Here is a 19,157-nt window from a genome sequence, read left to right as displayed (position 1 = left end):
CCAAGGTAGGAGCTGCCGAAGGCTGCGATCTTTTGATCTTGCTTTAAATGCGGCCCGCAGGCGCATAAGGCGCCGGATCAATAATCGGCGCACGACCCAACATCACATCCGCAAACAACTGACACGATGCCGGTGCCAGCACCAATCCGTTACGGTAATGCCCGCAGTTCAGCCACAAGCCTTGATACCCCGGCACCCGGCCAATGTACGGAATCCCTTCCGGCGAACCCGGACGCAACCCCGCCCAATGCCCGACCACTTCGGCATCCGCCAGCGCCGGAATCAGCTCGACCGCTGAAGCCTTGAGGCTCTCCAGCGCCACATCGGTCGGCGTTTTGTCGTAGCCTTCATGCTCCAGCGTACTGCCAATCAGAATATGCCCGTCACGCCGCGGAATCGCGTACCGCCCCTTGGCCAGCACCATGCTCGGCAAGAAATCCGCCGCGCACTTGTAGAGAATCATCTGCCCTTTCACCGGTTCGACCGGCAGTGTCAGATCCAGCGTCTTGAGCAGATCACCGCTCCATGCACCCGCCGTCAGCACGACCTGATCGCCCTTGATCACGCCGCCGGAGGTTTCGACGCCGATGACCTGCCCACCTTCACGAACAAACCCGCTGACTTCGCACTGCTCATGAATCGTCACGTTCGGCATCGCTTGCAGCGCCGCTTTCAACGACTTCACCAGGCGCGGATTACGTACGTTGGCAACGTCAGCCATGTAGATCGCCCGCGCGAACCCACCGCCGAGTACCGGCACCGCATCGTGCGCTGCCGAGATATCCACAGCCCGCAGCGGGCGGTTTTCACGCTTCGCCCAGGCCAGCGCTTCGGCTTCATCGTCCAGATCCAGCCAGTACAGGCCGGTGGTGTGGACTTCAGGATCAACCCCGGTATCAGCAAACAGACGCTCGCCGAGCTGTGGATAAAAATCCTGCGACCAGTGCGCCAGCGCGGTGACTGCCGGGCTGTAGCGCCACGGGTACAACGGCGAAACGATACCGCCGCCCGCCCAGGACGATTCCTGGCCGAGGTTCGAACGATCGAGCAGCACCACGCTGCGCACTTCGGAGGCGAGGTTGTAGGCAGTCAGCAGGCCAATCACCCCGCCGCCGACTATCACCACTTGCTGTTGCCTGGTCATGTTTGATCCAACCGTAAAAAAGACAGTGGGCGCAAAAGGCGCCCGAAAGAAAGCGCCTCAGCGGCCCCAGCAATCCTTGGTGGTCAACCCGGTGGTCGCGTTGTTCATGCTTCTGACACCGGTGTTGGTCAGGGTGAAATCCCCGCACTTGTCGGTGGCCATGGTCGTCCCGGTTTTACGCGTCGCGGTCAGCAGGAAAGTCTGGTCAGCGATGGTCGGGGTGATGGTGTAGAAATCATTGCCCGTGCTGAGCCCGGTGATGCCGGTGTAGACATTGTTCTTGGTGTAGAAGCGTTCGAGGGACTGCGCCTGCTCCGAGAGTAACGACACCACTTCGGCGCGGCGGCCCTTTTTCAGGTACTCGGTGTAGCTCGGTGCGGCGATGGTGATGACGATCCCGATAATAGCAATCACGATCATGATTTCGATCAGGGTAAATCCGCGGTTGGATCTGCGCATGCCTCAAACTCTCACTTACTGTATTTGTCGCCACATGATACGACGGCTGCCGCCGCCGGGTTTTTCCACCAGTGTGGTGATGCCGCCACTGGAGTCGTTCACGATCTTGCGGGTTGCGCCGTTGACGATGGCGTTCAGGGTCGGAATACCGCCGGTGAACACCACGCCACTGGAAATTGTGTCGTTGCTGTCGACCACGCCATCGGCGTTGGTATCGAGCACCGCGTAGTTGAGCATCTTACCGCTGAACGCATCGAGTTCGACCAGTTTGCCGGTGCCGAAACTGGAGCAGGGATCAGTGGTATCGACGCTGGCGGTGGTAAAAATGATTCGCCCCAGCACCAGACTGGCCTGATTGATCACCCGCTCGCCGGTCAGCGCGTTGTTATACACCAAGGGCAAATACCAGCCCTTCTCCGCCGGGTACGTCGTGTCATTCTGCGAGGTGGTCACGAATTGCCCGGTGCTTCCCGAGAACACGCCCGTGACTGCCTGCGCCTGCAAACTGCTGACGGTCAATTGTCCGGAACCGCCATCGGCATCCCACACCGAGTAGAACGCCTGCAAATCCTTGTTGGTTTTGTCGGCCGTTTCGTTGAATTTTCCGGTGCCGAAGAAAATCTGTTTGCCGCCGACTGAGTTGTCCGCCAGTAGCGGTTGCGCGGTAATCGGCTGAGTCGCGCCGCCAGCCGTGGTGAATAGCGGTTTACCGGAAAACGCCACGCCCCAACTGTCGGTCGACGTCGCACTCAGGTCGAATTTCCACAGGCGCCCTTTCAAGTCACCGCCGTACGCGGCCTGCACGACATTGGAAGAGTTGACCTTGAGCTTCACCGAGGACAAACCGTTGGTGGTTTCCGTGCTGTCGATGACGATCTTCTTGATCAGCGAGCCGTCGCGTACATCCAGCACATACAACGCGGCCACGCCAGAATTGCTGCCGTAACCGTTGGAAATAAACGCCGCCCAGCGACCGTCGGCCAAGCGTGCCACTTCTGGTCGGGCGTAGGCGTAACCCAGATCATTAAAAGCGTTGGCGCTGTTGGCGGTGGTCGGCGCACTGACTTCCCACAAGGCCTTGATCACATTGCCCGCCGATGCATCAAACAACTGCAGCCCGTAGAACGTTTTACCTCCGGCACCCGTGCCACCAATGGCCAGGGTTTTCCAGGCCGTGCCGGACTGCGCGTCGAACACTCCGACTTGCCCGTCGACGAGAAACTTGTGGCTGACGCCATTGATGTAGGTCGGATCAGCAATCAGCCGTAGCGACGGCAACACACTGGACGGCATGTAGGCGTAGCGCCGGGTGCCATTGGCCGAGTTGATGATGTTGACGAATCCGTCGTTGGCATTCACCACCAGATTGGCGTTCATGTTCGCGGCTTTGGTCGTCAGATAAGCGCTATAAGTGGTATCGCCGGACAAGTCGGCAGCGGTCTTGTCCGTGGGGGCCGCCAGCACCAATGGCGAATTGATGATGTCGCCGAGCAATACGTTGCGAACCTTGAGCCCGGTTTTGTTGGTGCCTTTACTCCACTCCACCAGATCATTGCCGGTGATTCCGGTGGGCAGACTCTGACTGAGCGTGGTTTGTTGCACTGGGGAAAAGTTGCCGTAAGCCAGCGTCACGGCGGCGTTGCTTGCGGTGTTCCAGGATTGGTAAGTCGGCGCAGTCGCTCCGGGCACTATGGTCGTATCAGTCGTCCAAAGCGTGGTCGACGTATTCACCGCCCCGGAAGACGTGAAGCCGAAAGACTTGATGGTGCCGCGCCAATCCTTGGGGTCGTAACTGGTCTGGAAATAGCTGGTGCCGCTCGCCAGCGTGGTGCCGCTGGCGACGCCGCTGCCGCCGGAGCCCGCCTTGGAAGTGATATCACTCAACGCCGACGACAGTGCCGCATTCAGCCCCGTGCTGTCCGTCGCCTGATAATACTTGCCCTGCCCATAACTGGCCGCATCCGACAACATGTCGTTGGCCGCCGTGAAACCCACGGTGTAGGTGTTCATGTTCTGCTTGGGAAAATCCACCGCGTTCCAGCTCTTGCCCGCCGCGTCGGTGCCGGTCGAACGCATGTCGATGTCGAAGGCGAATTTGGCGATGTCGTCCAGATACAGCGTGTCGCCCTCATTGTCGCCATTGAGGTTGTTGCCGTCATTGTTGACGCCATCCCAGTTCGGTAAACGAGTGCCGCCCAACGGGTCGTTGGTCGGGAAGGTTCGGTCAAACGTCGGCAAACCATCGGTGATCACCACGCCGTAATTTTTCTGGCAGCGATACTGAATCGGGCTGGTATAGGTCGTTGGTGTGCTGTTGTAGTACGGCGCCAAGCCGCGCATGTAGCGGGTGATCTCGTAATAGGTTTCCGCCAACGGCGTGTTGGCCACGGCGCTCAAAGCGTTGATCGATGAGATCAGCGCGTTGTAGTTGGTATCCGCCTGGGCCTGAGTCACGCTGCCGGAGACCGGCGCCAGATCGCTGATCGATCGCGCTATGTATCCGCCATTGCCGGAGTTGTTGCTGGTGGCCGGATTGAAGGTCGACAGACCCATTCGCAAGGTGCGGTTGCTGGTCACCAGTGCCGTGGACACGTTGCGCGCCACGTTGATCCGGTAATCGTTGGGAATCGCCCCGGTGGTGAAATCGCGGGTGCCGTTGTTGATGGCCAGACTGACCACGTAGGAAATGTAATCGCCCGAATAACGCGTGTTGCCGCTGCCCACGGGATCTGGCAGTTTCAGGCACAACGGCGCGATGCTGTTGTTGTAGAACGCATAGGCGCCACCGGAACAGCCGGATGTCGGCAGGCTCGACAGAAAGATCGTGTCACCGGTGATCGCTGTCGAACTCAGACACAAGCCGAGCAAGGCGTTGCATTGTCGTGCTGGTGTGGGGTTGTCAGCGGGGTTGAAACCGGACGCATAAATGATGCTGTTCATGCTCCCCGAATCATCGATCAACAGCATCACGTTTGGCGGAACCGCTGCAGCGCTCAACAACGGCGAATCCGACGGCGTGAACGCATACGCCGGTGCCGTCAGATAAAAACTCAGCAACAGGCCGAGCAGCAGCGATCCAAAGCGCTCAATACTTCGCATAAACACTCTCCACCACGCTGCGCGAAGTGCCGGCGATGCCGACCGCAGTAACCCGATACAACGTTGCCGAGGTATTGCTCGGCACGTTCACCGCCGTGAGTGTGGTGCCAATGTTTTGCACACCATAGAAACCATTACCGGTCGCGATCCACGACACCCCCGAGGTGGAATTGAGCCCTGCCGCACTGACCACCGAAGATTCCGCCGGCGGCGCACATTGCGTCGTGCCGCTGCACACCGCCAAGGTGTAAGTATCGAGCTGCACTGCGCTCTCCCCCACCCGCAACGCCGCTTCCGCAGTCTGGAACGACTGATTACGCAAACTCACACTGCCGGCCATTTTTTCCTGCAGGTTGGCGCTCTGCATCGACGACAAACCAATCAGCGTCAGTAACAACAAAAACACCAGACTGACCAGCAACGCCATGCCGCGCTGGGCCTTCCTGTTGTGCAGAGAAATCCGCATCACCCCGGCCCTCACTGCAAGCGGTTGCGCAAAGCGGCAACCACGTTGAAGGTTTGTGGGGCGACCCGGCTGTTGGGGTCGAGCAGGGTCAGGCTCAGGCGCACACTGCGGATGCGTGCCGGATCGCTGGGGTTGGCGCTGTAAGTTGAAGCGGCCACATCGGTCGCAGAACTCGCCAGGCCGAAGGTGACGGTGAAAGCACTGACGTTGTTCACCAGCACCTGCTGGGTCGGCGTGCCGCTGCCGGTGCCCATGAGTATCTGGTTGTTGCTGAAGCTGTAGATCAATCGGCGAATCGGAAAGGCAATCTGCCCGGTCGCCGCCGTTCGTAAACCGGTATACGCCGTGGCGCTGTTGCGGCAATCGGAGAGCACCGTCCAGGTTGGCGTGCCACCACCGCTGCCGATATCGGCGGTCACCAGCGTCAGTTTGAGGTTGGCGTTATCCCAGCCGATCGGAGCGATCTGCGCGGCATTGAAATCCCCGGCCGTGCTCGAATCGGTAATCGTGCCGAGGCAACCGAACATGCCCACCATGCGGATTTCCTGAATCATTTTGCTCAGCACAAAACGCGCGTCTTCCTGCATCGCGGCGGCGCTGTTCTGACTGACATAGGTATTTTTCGCCGCGATGAAAATCTGCACGACACCCAGCACGATGATCAGACCCAGCGCGAGAGCCACGAGCAATTCGATCAGGCCGAAACCCCGATTATCGCGCCTCATGGCGTGGCCACCGGATCAACCGCCGCACGGCTGCTGAGGACGAAACTGCGCGGCGCGCTGGCGGTGTTGGCGGCCCGCGCGTCACTCCAGTTGATGGTGATGGTGTACACCCGCTGATTGAGCGTGATGCTGCCGGTAGCGGTGGGCCCGCCGAAAGCAATGATGTTGGTGGTGAAATCGTAGAGATCCTGATCGCGAGCGACGCTGAGATTGCCCGAGGTCGGCGGCGTCACGGTGTAGTCGGCGCCGGAGTTGGCGCGAATGCGATCCATCATGTCGTAGGCGATAAAACTGGCCTGACTGGTCATCCGCGAGCTGTCGGTGTACTTCAGCGCATTCAGTTGCACCGCCGCCGCGCCCAATAACCCGACGGTCAGAATCAGCAACGCGACCAGCACTTCGATCAGCGTCATGCCCTCCTGTGCGTGTTGACTCCCTGCCCTCATCCGCAAATTCCACCCAATTGAATTCGTCCGTTCAAACACACGTTCAGCGTCCTGCTTTGCGTGCCCAGCGTGTAACTGATGACCACCGCCGTAGACGGTGCCGCCAGACCGCCGAGATTGTTGAAATCCAGCGCGGTCACTCCAGAGGGTAGCGCCAGAGTGGCGCCGCTGCTCATCGCTGGAACAACCCGCAATACATTCGCCGGCGTGCCAGTACTGTCGTAAACCGCCAATTCACCCGTCCAGACGCTGCCGCCGGCGCTCGGGCGCAAGCGAGTGGTCACGCCACGATCAATCGCTTCAAGCCGGGCAAAATTGATTGCCCGTTGCAGATCGCCCATTTCGGTATCGGCCTTGCTGCTCTGGATCGACTTGGTGAACGCCGGCACGGCAAGGGTGATCAGAACAACGAAGATCGCCATCGCCACCAGCAACTCGATCAGCGTGAAACCTTTTGTACGAAGATCCATCGATGCCCTCCGTTGCCGTCGGCTATACCTGCTTCTACACGCTAGAACATTCAACCGACCCGCGTCGGTTGATTTGCCCTGCGCGGCGTAAGGATCGCGCCGCTCATCACACTCCACGGAGGGAGTTTTCATGACGCAACACGGTTTCAGCCTGATAGAACTGCTTATGGGACTGGCGATCGGCGCAATTGTTCTGCTGTTGGTCAATCCGGCGTTCGCAACGCTGCGCGCATCGAACCAGCGGGATCTCGCCGCGCAATCGCTGCTCGACGGTATTCGCAACGCACGCAGCCTGGCCATCACGCGCAATCAGAGCGTGGTGATTCATGGCATCAACGGCGACTGGAGTCAGGGCTGGCGGATCATTGTGGATATCAGCGGCAGAGGATCTGCGGACAGCAGCAATCCCTTGTTGGCAGAACGTGCGAGTGACGCGAGGGTGCCGATTGTCGGTAATCGATCAGTGAGTCGATACGTGCGCTTCAGCAGTCTGGGACAACCGCTAATGCCCGGGCGGGCGTTTCAGGCAGGGACACTACATATTTGCTCGACTCACGAGCCGGTCAGCCAGCGCCAGGTGGTGCTGGCGGCGACCGGTCGCGTGCGCCTGAGCAGCAAAAGCGCTGAACAGGCGTTGTGTCAGAAAGCCAAAAACGTCAGATCGAACGAACGCGCAACTCTTTCGGCATCGAGAACGTGATGTTCTCTTCGCGCCCGGCCAGCTCATCGGCGCCGGTCGCGCCCCAGGCTTGCAGTTGCTGAATCACGCCACGCACCAGCACTTCCGGTGCGGAGGCGCCAGCGGTGATGCCGATACGCTCGACACCGTCGAACCAGCTCTTTTGCAGGTCTTCAGCGCCGTCGATCAGGTAGGCCGGGGTGGCCATGCGCTCGGCCAGTTCGCGCAAGCGGTTGGAGTTGGAGCTGTTCGGGCTGCCGACCACCAACACCACGTCGCACTCGTCGGCCAGTTGCTTGACCGCGTCCTGACGGTTTTGCGTGGCGTAACAGATGTCGTCCTTGCGCGGGCCGCCGATAGCCGGGAAGCGTGTGCGCAAGGCATCAATGACGCGACTGGTGTCGTCCATCGATAGCGTGGTCTGGGTGACGAAAGCCAGTTTTTCCGGGTTGTGAACCTGCAACTCGGCGACGTCTTTCTCGTCTTCGACAAGGTAGATCGCGCCGCCATTGCTGGCGTCGTACTGGCCCATGGTGCCTTCGACTTCCGGGTGACCGGCGTGGCCGATCAGGATGCACTCACGACCATCGCGGCTGTATTTCGCGACTTCGATGTGCACCTTGGTCACCAGCGGGCACGTGGCGTCGAAGACTTTCAGACCACGGCCAGCAGCTTCGGTACGCACGGCCTGGGAAACACCGTGGGCACTGAAAATGACGATGACGTCGTCCGGCACCTGATCCAGTTCTTCGACGAAAATCGCGCCACGACTGCGCAGGTCTTCAACGACGAACTTGTTGTGCACCACTTCATGACGCACGTAGATCGGTGGCCCGAAGACTTCCAGGGCGCGGTTGACGATTTCGATCGCCCGGTCCACACCGGCGCAGAAGCCACGGGGATTGGCGAGTTTGATTTGCATGCTGTGCCTCGTGTCTTGCGCGCAAGAAATTAGATCAATACAGCCCTTGTAGGAGCAAAGCTTTGTGGCGAGGGGATTTATCCCCGATGGGGTGCGAAGCGCCCCCAATCCAGTCAACGCGCCTCAACTGGAACCGCGCCGTCAGGGTTTGGGGGGCTTTGCCCCCATCGGGGATAAATCCCCTCACCACAAAAGCCCGCTCCCGCAATGGTTTTAGCGGTGTTACTTACAGCGCTTTGACGTTGATGATCTCGACGTCAAAGGTCAGCGTCTTGCCTGCCAGCGGGTGGTTGAAGTCGATGGTCACTTGCGTGTCGTCGAACTCTTTCACCACGCCCGGCAGCTCAGTATTGGCCGCATCGTTGAAGATCACCAGCAAACCCGGTGACAGCTCCATGTCGACGAACTGCGAGCGCGGGATGATCTGTACGTTCTGCGGGTTCGGCTGGCCGAAAGCGTTTTCCGGCTCGACGGTCAGCGTGCGCTTGTCGCCGGCCTTGAAGCCGAACAGCGCCGCTTCGAAACCCGGCAGCAGGTTGCCGTCGCCGACCTTGAAGGTCGCCGGGGCTTTGTCGAACGTGCTGTCGACGGTGTCGCCGTTCTCCAGGCGCAATGCAAAGTGCAAAGTGACTTCCGTGTTCTGGCCGATGCGTTGCTCAGCCAATACCTGTTCAGTCATGAACGGCCTCTTCGGTTTTCTTGGTTTTGAACATGTCCAGTGCCAGCATTATCGCGCCAACGGTAATCGCGCTGTCGGCGAAGTTGAACGCCGGGAAGTACCAGCGGTTCTGCCAGTGCACCAGAATGAAATCGATCACATGACCCAGGGCAATGCGGTCGTACAGATTGCCCAGCGCGCCACCCAGCACCAGCGCCAAAGCGACGGCCAGCCAGGTTTCGTTGCGGCCCAGGCGCTTGAGCCAGACCACCAGCACAGCACTGACCACAATGGCGATCAGGGCAAACAGCCAGCGCTGCCAGCCGGAGCTGTCAGCGAGGAAGCTGAAGGCAGCGCCGGTGTTGTACGCCAGTGTCCAGCTGAAGTAATCAGGAATGATCACGATCTGCTGGAACATTTCGAGCTTGCCTTCGAAGTAAAACTTGCTGGCCTGGTCAATGACCAGAACCAGCAAACTCAACCAAAGCCAGCTCAACCGTCCGAAACGGCCAACGGCATTAGGCATAGTGACGAACCTCGCCAGCGCCGCTGATGTTGTCGACGCAACGACCGCAGATTTCCGGATGCTCCGGGTTCACGCCAACGTCTTCACGGCAGTGCCAGCAACGGGCGCACTTCGGGAAGGCCGATTTGACGATCTTCAGCTTAAGGCCGCTGACTTCAGTCACGACCGCGTCTTCAGGTGCGCTGACAAAAGGCGCAACGCTGGCCGTCGAAGTGATCAGGACAAAGCGCAGTTCGTTGCTCAGCTTGGCCAGATCGGCGCTCAGGGCGTCTTCGGCGTACAGCGTCACTTCGGCTTGCAGGTTGCCACCGACGGCTTTGGCCGCGCGCTGGATTTCCATTTCTTTGTTGACCGCTACTTTCACCGCCATTACGCGTTCCCAGTAGTCGCGGCCCAGTTCAACGTCAGCTGGCAGCTCGGTCAGGCCTTCGTACCAGGTGTTGAGCATGACCGATTCGTTACGCTCGCCCGGCAGGTATTCCCACAGTTCGTCGGCGGTGAAGGCGAGGATCGGCGCGATCCAGCGCACCAGCGCTTCGGAGATGTGGAACAGCGCGGTTTGCGCCGAACGGCGAGCCTTGCTGTTGGCGCCAGTGGTGTACTGACGGTCCTTGATGATGTCGAGGTAGAAACCGCCCAGCTCCTGCACGCAGAAGTTGTGGATCTTCGAGTAGACGTTCCAGAAACGGTATTCGCCGTAATGCTCTTGCAGCTCGCGTTGCAGCAGCAAGGTGCGGTCGACCGCCCAACGATCCAGCGCGAGCATTTCTTCAGCCGGCAGGATGTCGGTGGCCGGGTTGAAACCGCTCAGGTTCGAGAGCAGGAAGCGCGCGGTGTTACGGATACGACGATAGGCGTCCGCGCTGCGTTGCAGGATCTGATCGGAAACTGCCATCTCACCCGAATAGTCGGTCGACGCGACCCACAGACGCATGATGTCGGCGCCCAGGGTGTCGTTGACTTTCTGTGGCGCGATCACGTTGCCCAGCGATTTGGACATCTTGCGGCCGGCTTCGTCGACGGTGAAACCGTGAGTCAGCAGTTCGCGGTACGGCGCGTGGTTGTCGATGGCGCAACCGGTCAGCAGCGACGAGTGGAACCAGCCACGGTGTTGGTCGGAACCTTCCAGGTACAGATCGGCGCGCGGGCCGCTCTCGTGACCCATCGGGTGCGAACCGCGCAGGACGTGCCAGTGCGTGGTGCCCGAATCGAACCAGACGTCGAGGGTGTCGCTGATCTTGTCGTACAGCGGCGCTTCGTCGCCGAGCAACTCGGCAGCGTCCATCTTGAACCAGGCTTCGATGCCTTCGACTTCAACGCGTTTGGCGACTTCTTCCATCAACTCGACGGTGCGTGGGTGCAGCTCGCCGCTTTCCTTGTTCAGGAAGAACGGGATCGGCACGCCCCAGTTACGTTGACGCGAGATGCACCAGTCAGGACGGTTGGCGATCATCGAGTGCAGACGCGCCTGGCCCCAGGCCGGGACGAACTTGGTGTTTTCGATGGCTTTGAGCGAACGTACACGCAGGGTGTCGCCGCTGGTTGGCTCTTTGTCCATGCCGATGAACCACTGCGCGGTGGCGCGGTAGATCAGCGGAGTCTTGTGGCGCCAGCAGTGCATGTAGCTGTGTTCGATGACGGTGGTGTGCATCAGCGCACCGACTTCGGTCAGCTTGTCGACGATGGCCGGGTTGGCCTTCCAGATGAACTGGCCGCCGAAGAATTCCAGCGACGGCACGTAAACGCCGTTGCTTTGTACTGGATTGAGGATGTCGTCGTTGACCATGCCGTATTTTTTGCAGGTCACGAAGTCGTCTACGCCGTAAGCCGGAGCGGAGTGAACCACGCCGGTGCCAGCGCCCAGTTCAACGTAGTCAGCCAGGTACACCGGCGACAGACGGTCGTAGAACGGGTGACGGAAGTTGATCAGCTCCAGCTCTTTACCGGTGGTGGTCGCGATGACCGAACCTTCGATGCCGTAGCGCGCCAGGCAGGCTTCAACCAGCTCTTCAGCCAGCACCAGCAGCTTGTCGCCGACATCCACCAGTGCGTAGTTGAATTCCGGGTGAACGTTCAGTGCCTGGTTGGCCGGGATGGTCCACGGGGTGGTGGTCCAGATCACGATCGAGGCAGGTTTGCTCAACGATGGCAGACCGAACGCGGCAGCCAGTTTGGCTTCGTCAGCGATCGGGAACGCAACGTCGATGGTCGAGGACTTTTTGTTCTCGTACTCAACTTCCGCTTCAGCCAGGGCCGAACCGCAGTCGAAGCACCAGTTCACCGGCTTGAGGCCCTTGAACACGAAACCGCCCTTGACGATTTCCGCGAGGGCGCGGATTTCACCGGCCTCGTTCTTGAAATCCATGGTCTTGTACGGGTTGGCCCAGTCGCCCAGCACGCCGAGACGGATGAATTCGGACTTCTGCCCTTCGATCTGCTCGGTGGCGTAGGCACGGCACAGTTCGCGGGTCTTGTCCGCGCCCAGATTTTTGCCGTGGGTCACTTCAACCTTGTGCTCGATCGGCAGGCCGTGGCAGTCCCAACCCGGAACATACGGCGCGTCGAAACCCGACAGGGTCTTCGAGCGGATGATCATGTCCTTGAGAATCTTGTTCAGTGCGTGACCGATGTGGATCGTGCCGTTGGCATACGGAGGGCCGTCATGCAGAACGAACTTCGGACGATCCTTGCCAATCTCGCGCAACTTTCCGTACAGGCCAATACTGTCCCAGCGCTGCAGAATCTGCGGTTCGCGCTGTGGCAGGCCGGCCTTCATTGGGAAGGCGGTGTCCGGAAGGTTAAGCGTGGCTTTATAGTCGGTCATTTAAGGCTCTTCATTAGCGATGGGCGCTAGGTGCGGCTAGTGCACGGGCGGTGGCGACATCCGCATTGATCGCCGTTTTCAATGCCTCCAGGGAGGCGAAGCGCTGCTCTTCACGCAGCTTTTGGTGGAAAACCACCGTCAAACGCCGGTCATACAGATCGCCGGCAAAATCTAAAAGATGGACTTCAAGGTGGGCCTTGCCATCACCTTGTACCGTGGGCCGCACGCCGATATTGGCGACGCCGGGCCAGGTCTTGCCGTCTATATCGACATCCACCAGATAGACCCCGGTGAACGGCACGCGACGACGCTTGAGTTGAATGTTGGCAGTGGGCGTGCCCAATTGCCGGGCCAGTTTCTGGCCGTGCAGCACACGACCGGCGATCCGGTACGGGCGACCGAGCAAACGTTCGGCCAAGGCAAAATCGGCGGCGGCCAAGGCGTTGCGCACTTGCGTGCTGCTGACGCGAATGCCGTCCAGCTCGACGGTTTGCGCCGCTTCGACGGTAAAACCGTGAACCTGCCCGGCCTGCATCAGGAAATCGAAATCACCGAGGCGGTCGCAGCCAAAGCGGAAATCGTCACCGACTTCCAGATGCTGCACGCCGAGGCCATCGACGAGGATGGTGTCGACGAACTCACTGGCGCTGAGTTTGCTCAAGCGCTGGTTGAACGCCAGGCACAACACCCGGTCAACGCCTTCGGCGGCCAGCAGTTGCAGCTTGTCGCGCAACCGGGCCAGACGTGCCGGCGCGGTCTCGGGGGCAAAGAATTCCCGTGGCTGCGGCTCGAAAATCACCACGCAGCTGGGTACGCCCAACTCGAGCGCACGCTCACGCAGTCGGGCCAGGATAGCCTGGTGACCACGGTGAACACCGTCAAAGTTGCCAATAGTGGCGACGCAGCCCCGATGCTGGGGGCGCAAGTTGTGGAGGCCTCGAACCAGCTGCATAACGCGCTTCTTGCTCATAAAGTGGTCGATTATAACCACACCCGACGGCCGACGACAGGCAACACCGTAACGCAAAGTGAACGAGCCGACAAAACTGCCGGCCCGCGCCCATCCATAAAGAGAAAAACCTTAGCTCAAGGCCTTGCGATTGAAGTCGCGCAGGCGGAAACCGAGCAGCAGCAACATACCGAAATAGGACACCACGCCCGCCGCGACCAAGGCGCCCAGACGCAGGAAGCGCTCAAGCATGTGTCCTTGATCCCATGGCGGCATGAAATGCATGCCGATCAACAGCACCACGGACATCACCGCCACCGCGACCACCAGTTTGAAACCGAACTTGGCCCAACCCGGCTGCGGCTGATACATCTGCTGTTTGCGCAGTTGATAGAACAGCAGCCCGGCGTTGAGGCAGGCACCCGCACTGATGGCCAAGGCCAGACCGGCGTGAGCCAGTGGGCCGATCAATACCAGGTTGAACAGCTGGGTAACCACCAAAGTGAAAATTGCGATTTTCACCGGGGTTCGGATGTTCTGTTGCGCATAAAAGCCCGGCGCCAACACTTTAATCACAATAATCCCGAGCAGGCCGACAGAATAAGCAATCAGCGCACGTTGAGTCATTTCTGCGTCGAAGCCACTGAACTGACCGTACTGGAACAGCGACACGGTCAGCGGCTCGGCGAGAATCCCCAACGCCAGCGAGCACGGCAGCACCAGCACAAAGCACAGACGCAGGCCCCAATCGAGAATCCGCGAATACTCGTGACGATCCTTGCTCGCATAGGTTTTCGCCAATGTCGGCAGCAAAATCGTGCCCAACGCCACGCCAAGCACACCGGATGGCAACTCCATCAAACGGTCGGCGTAATACATCCACGACACCGAACCTGCGACCAGAAACGAGGCGAAGATGGTGTTGATAATCAGCGAAATCTGGCTGACCGAGACACCAAGGATGGCCGGCAGCATCTGCTTCATCACGCGCCACACGCCGGTATCGCGCAGGTTCAGACGCGGCAGCACCAGCATGCCAATCTTTTTCAGGTGCGGCAGTTGATAGAGCAGCTGCGCCAGACCACCGACCAATACCGCCCAGCCAAGGGCCATGACCGGTGGATCGAAGTACGGCGTGAGGAACAGCGAGAACACGATCATGCTGACGTTGAGCAGCGTCGGCACAAATGCGGGCACCGAGAAACGGTTCCAGGTATTGAGGATCGCGCCGGCCAGCGATGACAGCGAGATCAGCAATATATAGGGGAACGTCACCCGCAACAGATCAGAGGTGAGCTGGAATTTTTCCGGTGTATCGGTGAAACCGGGCGCCGTGGCCCAGATCACCCAAGGCGCCGCGATCATGCCCAGTGCGGTGACGATCGCCAGTACCAGCGTCAGCAGGCCCGATACGTAGGCAATGAAGGTACGGGTCGCCTCTTCGCCCTGCTGACTTTTGTATTCGGCCAGAATTGGCACGAATGCCTGGGAGAAAGCGCCCTCGGCAAAAATTCTTCGCAGCAGATTGGGCAGTTTGAAGGCGATAAAGAAGGCGTCTGTCGCCATCCCGGCGCCGAATGTGCGGGCAATGAGCGTGTCACGAACAAAACCCAGAATCCGGGAAAGCATCGTGATAGAGCTGACGGCGGCCAACGATTTGAGCAGATTCATTGAGGGAATTTGTGCCTGTCGATAAACAGCAGGCGAATTAAGCGCCTACTTATGCGATACTCCGCGCCGCAGCAGCACAGAGCCAAAGCTCGCGAGTTTACAGGTCAAGCGCCGGAAATAAATATCCCGCCTCTTTATACCTACCACTTAGCGGAACGATTCAAGTGCCCTTGACAAGACTTCTCTTCATCGGCATGATTCGCGGCCTATTTTGTTTGCTATTTCCTAAAAAGTCTTTCGAGGAGCTCGACGGTGGCCAACTCACCTTCCGCCAAAAACGTGCAAAACAGGCTGAGAAGCGTCGCAGCCACAACGCCAGCCTGCGTTCCATGGTTCGCACCTACATCAAGAATGTAGTTAAAGCCATTGACGCAAAAGACGCTGAAAAAGCTCAAGCTGCATACGTTCTGGCTGTGCCAGTTATCGACCGTATGGCCGATAAAGGCATCATCCACAAGAACAAGGCTGCTCGTCATAAGAGCCGTCTGAATGGCCACGTTAAAGCGCTGAAAGAAGCTGCTTAATCGACGTAGTCATTAAAAAACCGACCTTAGGGTCGGTTTTTTATTGCCTGTGATTTAACAAATCCAGCGCAAAAAAATGTAGGAGTGAGCCTGCTCGCGATAGCGATGTGTCAGTCGATGCAATTATTGACTGTTACACCGCTATCGCGAGCAGGCTCACTCCTACAGTTGGTTTGCGGGGTTATTGCTGGACGGGCACCCACGGCAAGATCGGGATCGCCGTCACGGCATTCTGCGGACTGCCTTCGATCAGGCGATCGCTGTAGACCAGGTACACCAGCGTATTGCGTTTCTTGTCGAGGAAACGCACCACCTGCATGGTCTTGAACACCAGCGACGTGCGCTCCTTGAACACCTCATCGCCATCCTTCAGATCGCCATTGAACTTGATCGGCCCCACCTGACGACAGGCGATCGACGCTTCTGCGCGATCTTCAGCCAGACCCAAACCACCCTTCACCCCGCCCGTCTTGGCGCGCGACAGGTAGCAGGTCACGCCTTCGACCTTCGGATCATCAAACGCTTCGACCACGATCCGGTCGTTCGGGCCGACGAATTTGAACACTGTCGACACCTGACCGATTTCCTCGGCCGAGGCCAGCAATGGCATCGCCATCAGCAGGCCCAACAATCCTTTTGCTAAACGCATCGAGTTTTCCTTACACCAGGATCAGGTTGTCACGGTGAACCAGTTCTGGCTCCGCCATGTAACCGAGCAAACCGACAATCGCATCCGACGACTGACCGATGATTTTTTGTGCTTCCAGCGCGCTGTAGTTGGCCAGGCCACGGGCGATCTCACGACCGTCCGGCGCCACGCACACCACCATCTCACCGCGACGGAAGCTACCCTGCACCAGTTTGACGCCGACCGGCAGCAGGCTTTTGTTGCCTTTGGACAACGCCGACACCGCACCATCGTCCAGCACCAGGGTACCGCGCGTTTGCAGATGGCCGGCTAGCCACTGTTTACGCGCCGCGAGCATGCCGCGCTCAGGCGACAGCAAGGTGCCGATGCGCTCGCCCGCTTTCAGGCGATCAAGCACGCGCTCAAGACGCCCGCCAACGATGATGGTGTGTGCACCGGAACGCGCCGCCAGACGCGCCGCGCGCAGCTTGGTCTGCATGCCGCCACGCCCCAACGCACCACCGGTACCGCCGGCGACCGCATCGAGAGAAGGATCATCGGCGCGCGCTTCGTAAATCAGCTGCGCATCCGGATTGTTGCGCGGATCGGCGTCGAACATGCCGTCGCGGTCGGTAAGGATCACCAGCAGATCCGCTTCGACCAGGTTGGCCACCAGCGCCGCCAGCGTGTCGTTGTCGCCAAAACGGATTTCGTCAGTCACCACGGTGTCGTTTTCGTTGATCACCGGAATGACTTTCAGCTCGACCAGCGCGCGCAAGGTGCTACGAGCATTGAGGTAGCGCTTGCGGTCGGACAGATCGTCGTGAGTCAGGAGAATTTGCGCCGTGTGCCGGCCATGCTCGGCGAAGCTTGATTCCCACGCCTGCACCAAACCCATCTGACCGATCGCGGCGGCCGCCTGGAGCTCGTGCATCGCGCTGGGTCGCGCGGTCCAGCCCAAACGGCTCATACCGGCCGCCACTGCCCCGGAGGACACCAGCACCAGCTCCACGCCCGCTTCATGCAGCGCCACCATTTGCTCAACCCAGACACTCATAGCCGCGCGATCCAGCCCTTTGCCATCTGCTGTCAGCAAAGCGCTGCCGATCTTCACGACCCAACGCTGCGCACCTGTCACCTTGCTCCGCATCATCTTCAACCTTAGCTTGAGGGCAGCGCGACCCAGCGCCGCCCGTGACGTTATTCGTGGCTATGCCTTACCAACGATCGATTTCCAGATACTAAAACGCCGCTCGATTGAGCGGCGTTCAAGTTTATCGCAACGGATCAGTCACGCACGTAAATGATTTCCGGACCGTCTTCGTCATCTACATCTTCTTCGTCCCAATCATCGTCGCCGATGTCGTGAACCGACTTCACGCCGCTGCGGCGCAGGGCACGCTTGTCGTCCAGCGCCTGCAACTGGGCGCGGGCTTCGTCTTCGATGCGCTGATCGAGGTCGGCCAGCTCTTCCTTGTAAGCCGGATCGGCAGCAAGGCGATCAGCACGATCTTCCATGTAACGCATGATGTCATGGCACAGACGCTCGGTACCGATCTTGGCGATAGCCGAAATCACGTAAACCGGGCCAGTCCATTCCAGACGATCAACGATCTCCTTGACGCGCTCTTCGTGCTCTTCTTCAAGGATCTGGTCGCACTTGTTCAGCACCAGCCAGCGATCACGCTCGGCCAGGGACGGGCTGAACTTGATCAGCTCGTTGACGATCACTTCTGCCGCGTCAGGAGCGCTGGCGTCATCCAGCGGCGCCATGTCGACGAGGTGCAGCAGCAGACGCGTACGCGCCAGGTGCTTGAGGAAGCGAATACCCAAACCGGCACCGTCAGAAGCGCCTTCGATCAGACCCGGAATGTCCGCAACAACGAAGCTCTTCCAACGATCGACGCTGACCACACCGAGGTTTGGCACCAGCGTGGTGAACGGGTAGTCGGCAACTTTCGGCTTGGCCGCCGATACCGAACGGATAAAAGTACTTTTACCGGCGTTCGGCAAGCCCAGCAGGCCAACGTCAGCCAGTACTTTCATTTCCAGTTTCAGGTCGCGCTGCTCACCCGGCTTACCCGGCGTGGTTTGACGCGGCGCACGGTTGGTACTGGATTTGAAACGGGTGTTGCCCAGACCGTGCCAGCCGCCCTGCACAACCATCAACTTCTGACCAGCTTTGGTCAGGTCACCGATGACTTCCTGAGTGGCGGAGTCGATCACTGTGGTGCCAACCGGCACACGCAGGATCAGGTCTTCGCCCTTCTTGCCGGTACAGTCAGTGCTGCCACCGTTGGAACCGCGCTCGGCATCGAAGTGCCGGGTGTAACGGTAGTCGACCAGGGTGTTGAGGTTTTCGTCAGCCATCATGTAGATGGAACCGCCGTCACCGCCATCACCACCGTTCGGGCCACCGTTTTCGATGAATTTTTCCCGACGGAAACTCATGGCACCGTTGCCACCGTCACCAGCCTTTACGCGAATCGATACTTCATCAACAAACTTCATAACCAACGCCTCTCGCCGTACGGACGAGCCGAAAAACAATCAAGACATAAGACTCTTGCAAAAATGAGCGCAGCGACCCCAAAACACGACCTGCATCGCACGCCGACAGCCCATACAAACAGTTTTGCAAGAGACTCACCCCACAAACGAAAAAGCCCCGTCGCGAGACAGGGCTTTTCCAGCGATTGCGCAATTAAGCTGCGACAACGCTCACGTAACGGCGGTTGAACGCGCCCTTTACTTCAAACTTGATCACGCCTTCGATTTTCGCGAAGAGGGTGTGATCTTTACCCATGCCAACGCCGTAGCCAGCGTGGAATTGGGTGCCGCGCTGACGCACGATGATGTTGCCCGGAATGATTTTCTGGCCGCCATACATCTTAACGCCAGGCGTTTGGCTTCTGAGTCGCGACCGTTACGGGTACTACCACCAGCTTATATGTGTGCCATGAGTCA

The 19,157-nt window shown here is 59.2% G+C and carries 17 protein-coding genes and 2 pseudogenes; 2 read left to right on the top strand and 17 right to left on the bottom strand.

Going from position 1 to position 19,157, the window contains the following annotated elements; translation table 11 throughout:
- Nucleotides 1-43: 43 nt before the first annotated feature.
- From thiO to ACIOMO_RS22530, 7 genes are read right to left on the bottom strand one after another with little or no spacing between them, the layout of a single operon-like run.
- Nucleotides 44-1,144: a glycine oxidase ThiO gene (gene thiO / locus ACIOMO_RS22560; RefSeq protein WP_401243662.1), complete on the bottom strand. Its 1,101-nt coding sequence runs from the start codon at nt 1,142-1,144 to the stop codon at nt 44-46.
- 57 nt (nt 1,145-1,201) lie between these two features.
- Nucleotides 1,202-1,603 (bottom strand): type IV pilin protein, encoded by a 402-nt coding sequence (locus tag ACIOMO_RS22555; protein ID WP_159815269.1) that lies wholly within the window; start codon nt 1,601-1,603, stop codon nt 1,202-1,204.
- Nucleotides 1,604-1,618: 15 nt separating this feature from the next.
- The gene (locus tag ACIOMO_RS22550) at nt 1,619-4,702 is read right to left on the bottom strand and encodes a pilus assembly protein (protein ID WP_401243660.1); all 3,084 of its coding nucleotides are present in this window, start codon (nt 4,700-4,702) and stop codon (nt 1,619-1,621) included.
- A complete protein-coding gene (locus tag ACIOMO_RS22545) occupies nt 4,689-5,168 on the bottom strand; it encodes a PilX N-terminal domain-containing pilus assembly protein (protein WP_401243658.1) in 480 nt (159 codons plus the stop codon). Before ACIOMO_RS22545 ends, ACIOMO_RS22550 begins: the two co-directional genes overlap by 14 nt.
- A gap of 11 nt (nt 5,169-5,179) precedes the next feature.
- A complete protein-coding gene (locus tag ACIOMO_RS22540) occupies nt 5,180-5,893 on the bottom strand; it encodes a PilW family protein (RefSeq protein ID WP_053123958.1) in 714 nt (237 codons plus the stop codon).
- A complete protein-coding gene (pilV, locus tag ACIOMO_RS22535) occupies nt 5,890-6,339 on the bottom strand; it encodes a type IV pilus modification protein PilV (RefSeq protein ID WP_053123960.1) in 450 nt (149 codons plus the stop codon). The genes ACIOMO_RS22540 and pilV overlap by 4 nt, the downstream gene beginning before the upstream one ends.
- Nucleotides 6,336-6,809, bottom strand: a complete 474-nt coding sequence (locus tag ACIOMO_RS22530) for a GspH/FimT family pseudopilin (RefSeq protein ID WP_212545803.1) — start codon at nt 6,807-6,809, stop codon at nt 6,336-6,338. The genes pilV and ACIOMO_RS22530 overlap by 4 nt, the downstream gene beginning before the upstream one ends.
- Before the next feature lie 130 nt (nt 6,810-6,939).
- Here ACIOMO_RS22530 and ACIOMO_RS22525 point away from each other — a divergent pair, with 130 nt between their 5' ends.
- Nucleotides 6,940-7,509, top strand: a complete 570-nt coding sequence (locus ACIOMO_RS22525) for a GspH/FimT family pseudopilin (RefSeq protein WP_401243656.1) — start codon at nt 6,940-6,942, stop codon at nt 7,507-7,509.
- Here ACIOMO_RS22525 and ispH read toward each other — a convergent pair.
- From ispH to murJ, 6 genes are all read right to left on the bottom strand, one after another.
- The gene (gene ispH / locus ACIOMO_RS22520; protein WP_038361699.1) at nt 7,466-8,410 is read right to left on the bottom strand and encodes a 4-hydroxy-3-methylbut-2-enyl diphosphate reductase; all 945 of its coding nucleotides are present in this window, start codon (nt 8,408-8,410) and stop codon (nt 7,466-7,468) included. The two genes, ACIOMO_RS22525 and ispH, sit on opposite strands and share 44 nt — an antisense overlap.
- A 226-nt stretch (nt 8,411-8,636) precedes the next feature.
- Nucleotides 8,637-9,074: an FKBP-type peptidyl-prolyl cis-trans isomerase gene (gene fkpB, locus ACIOMO_RS22515; protein WP_174245140.1), complete on the bottom strand. Its 438-nt coding sequence runs from the start codon at nt 9,072-9,074 to the stop codon at nt 8,637-8,639.
- A gap of 7 nt (nt 9,075-9,081) precedes the next feature.
- A complete protein-coding gene (lspA, locus tag ACIOMO_RS22510; protein ID WP_122592781.1) occupies nt 9,082-9,594 on the bottom strand; it encodes a signal peptidase II in 513 nt (170 codons plus the stop codon).
- Nucleotides 9,587-12,418: an isoleucine--tRNA ligase gene (gene ileS, locus ACIOMO_RS22505; protein WP_401243653.1), complete on the bottom strand. Its 2,832-nt coding sequence runs from the start codon at nt 12,416-12,418 to the stop codon at nt 9,587-9,589. Before ileS ends, lspA begins: the two co-directional genes overlap by 8 nt.
- 13 nt (nt 12,419-12,431) lie before the next feature.
- A complete protein-coding gene (ribF, locus tag ACIOMO_RS22500; RefSeq protein WP_038361708.1) occupies nt 12,432-13,370 on the bottom strand; it encodes a bifunctional riboflavin kinase/FAD synthetase in 939 nt (312 codons plus the stop codon).
- 129 nt (nt 13,371-13,499) lie between these two features.
- A complete protein-coding gene (murJ, locus tag ACIOMO_RS22495; RefSeq protein ID WP_053123974.1) occupies nt 13,500-15,038 on the bottom strand; it encodes a murein biosynthesis integral membrane protein MurJ in 1,539 nt (512 codons plus the stop codon).
- 252 nt (nt 15,039-15,290) lie between these two features.
- On the opposite strand from murJ, the pseudogene rpsT reads away from it, so the two are divergent.
- Nucleotides 15,291-15,562: pseudogene (gene rpsT, locus ACIOMO_RS22490) on the top strand (30S ribosomal protein S20).
- Nucleotides 15,563-15,743: 181 nt separating this feature from the next.
- Here rpsT and ACIOMO_RS22485 read toward each other — a convergent pair.
- From ACIOMO_RS22485 to rpmA, 4 genes and pseudogenes are all read right to left on the bottom strand, one after another.
- A complete protein-coding gene (locus tag ACIOMO_RS22485; protein ID WP_053123976.1) occupies nt 15,744-16,211 on the bottom strand; it encodes a CreA family protein in 468 nt (155 codons plus the stop codon).
- A 10-nt stretch (nt 16,212-16,221) separates the two neighbouring features.
- Nucleotides 16,222-17,340, bottom strand: a complete 1,119-nt coding sequence (proB, locus tag ACIOMO_RS22480; protein WP_053123978.1) for a glutamate 5-kinase — start codon at nt 17,338-17,340, stop codon at nt 16,222-16,224.
- A gap of 137 nt (nt 17,341-17,477) precedes the next feature.
- Entirely contained in the window at nt 17,478-18,701 is a 1,224-nt protein-coding gene (gene cgtA / locus ACIOMO_RS22475; protein WP_053123980.1) for an Obg family GTPase CgtA, read from the bottom strand.
- Nucleotides 18,702-18,894: 193 nt separating this feature from the next.
- A pseudogene (gene rpmA / locus ACIOMO_RS22470) lies at nt 18,895-19,136 on the bottom strand (50S ribosomal protein L27); the annotation flags it as partial.
- Between the last annotated feature and the right edge of the window lie 21 nt (nt 19,137-19,157).

It is taken from the genome of Pseudomonas sp. NPDC087804 (assembly GCF_044742965.1).
GTDB lineage: Bacteria > Pseudomonadota > Gammaproteobacteria > Pseudomonadales > Pseudomonadaceae > Aquipseudomonas > Aquipseudomonas rustica.
The sequence above is the reverse complement of the archived record's forward strand: the minus strand, read 5'-3'. Positions and strand labels throughout refer to the sequence as shown.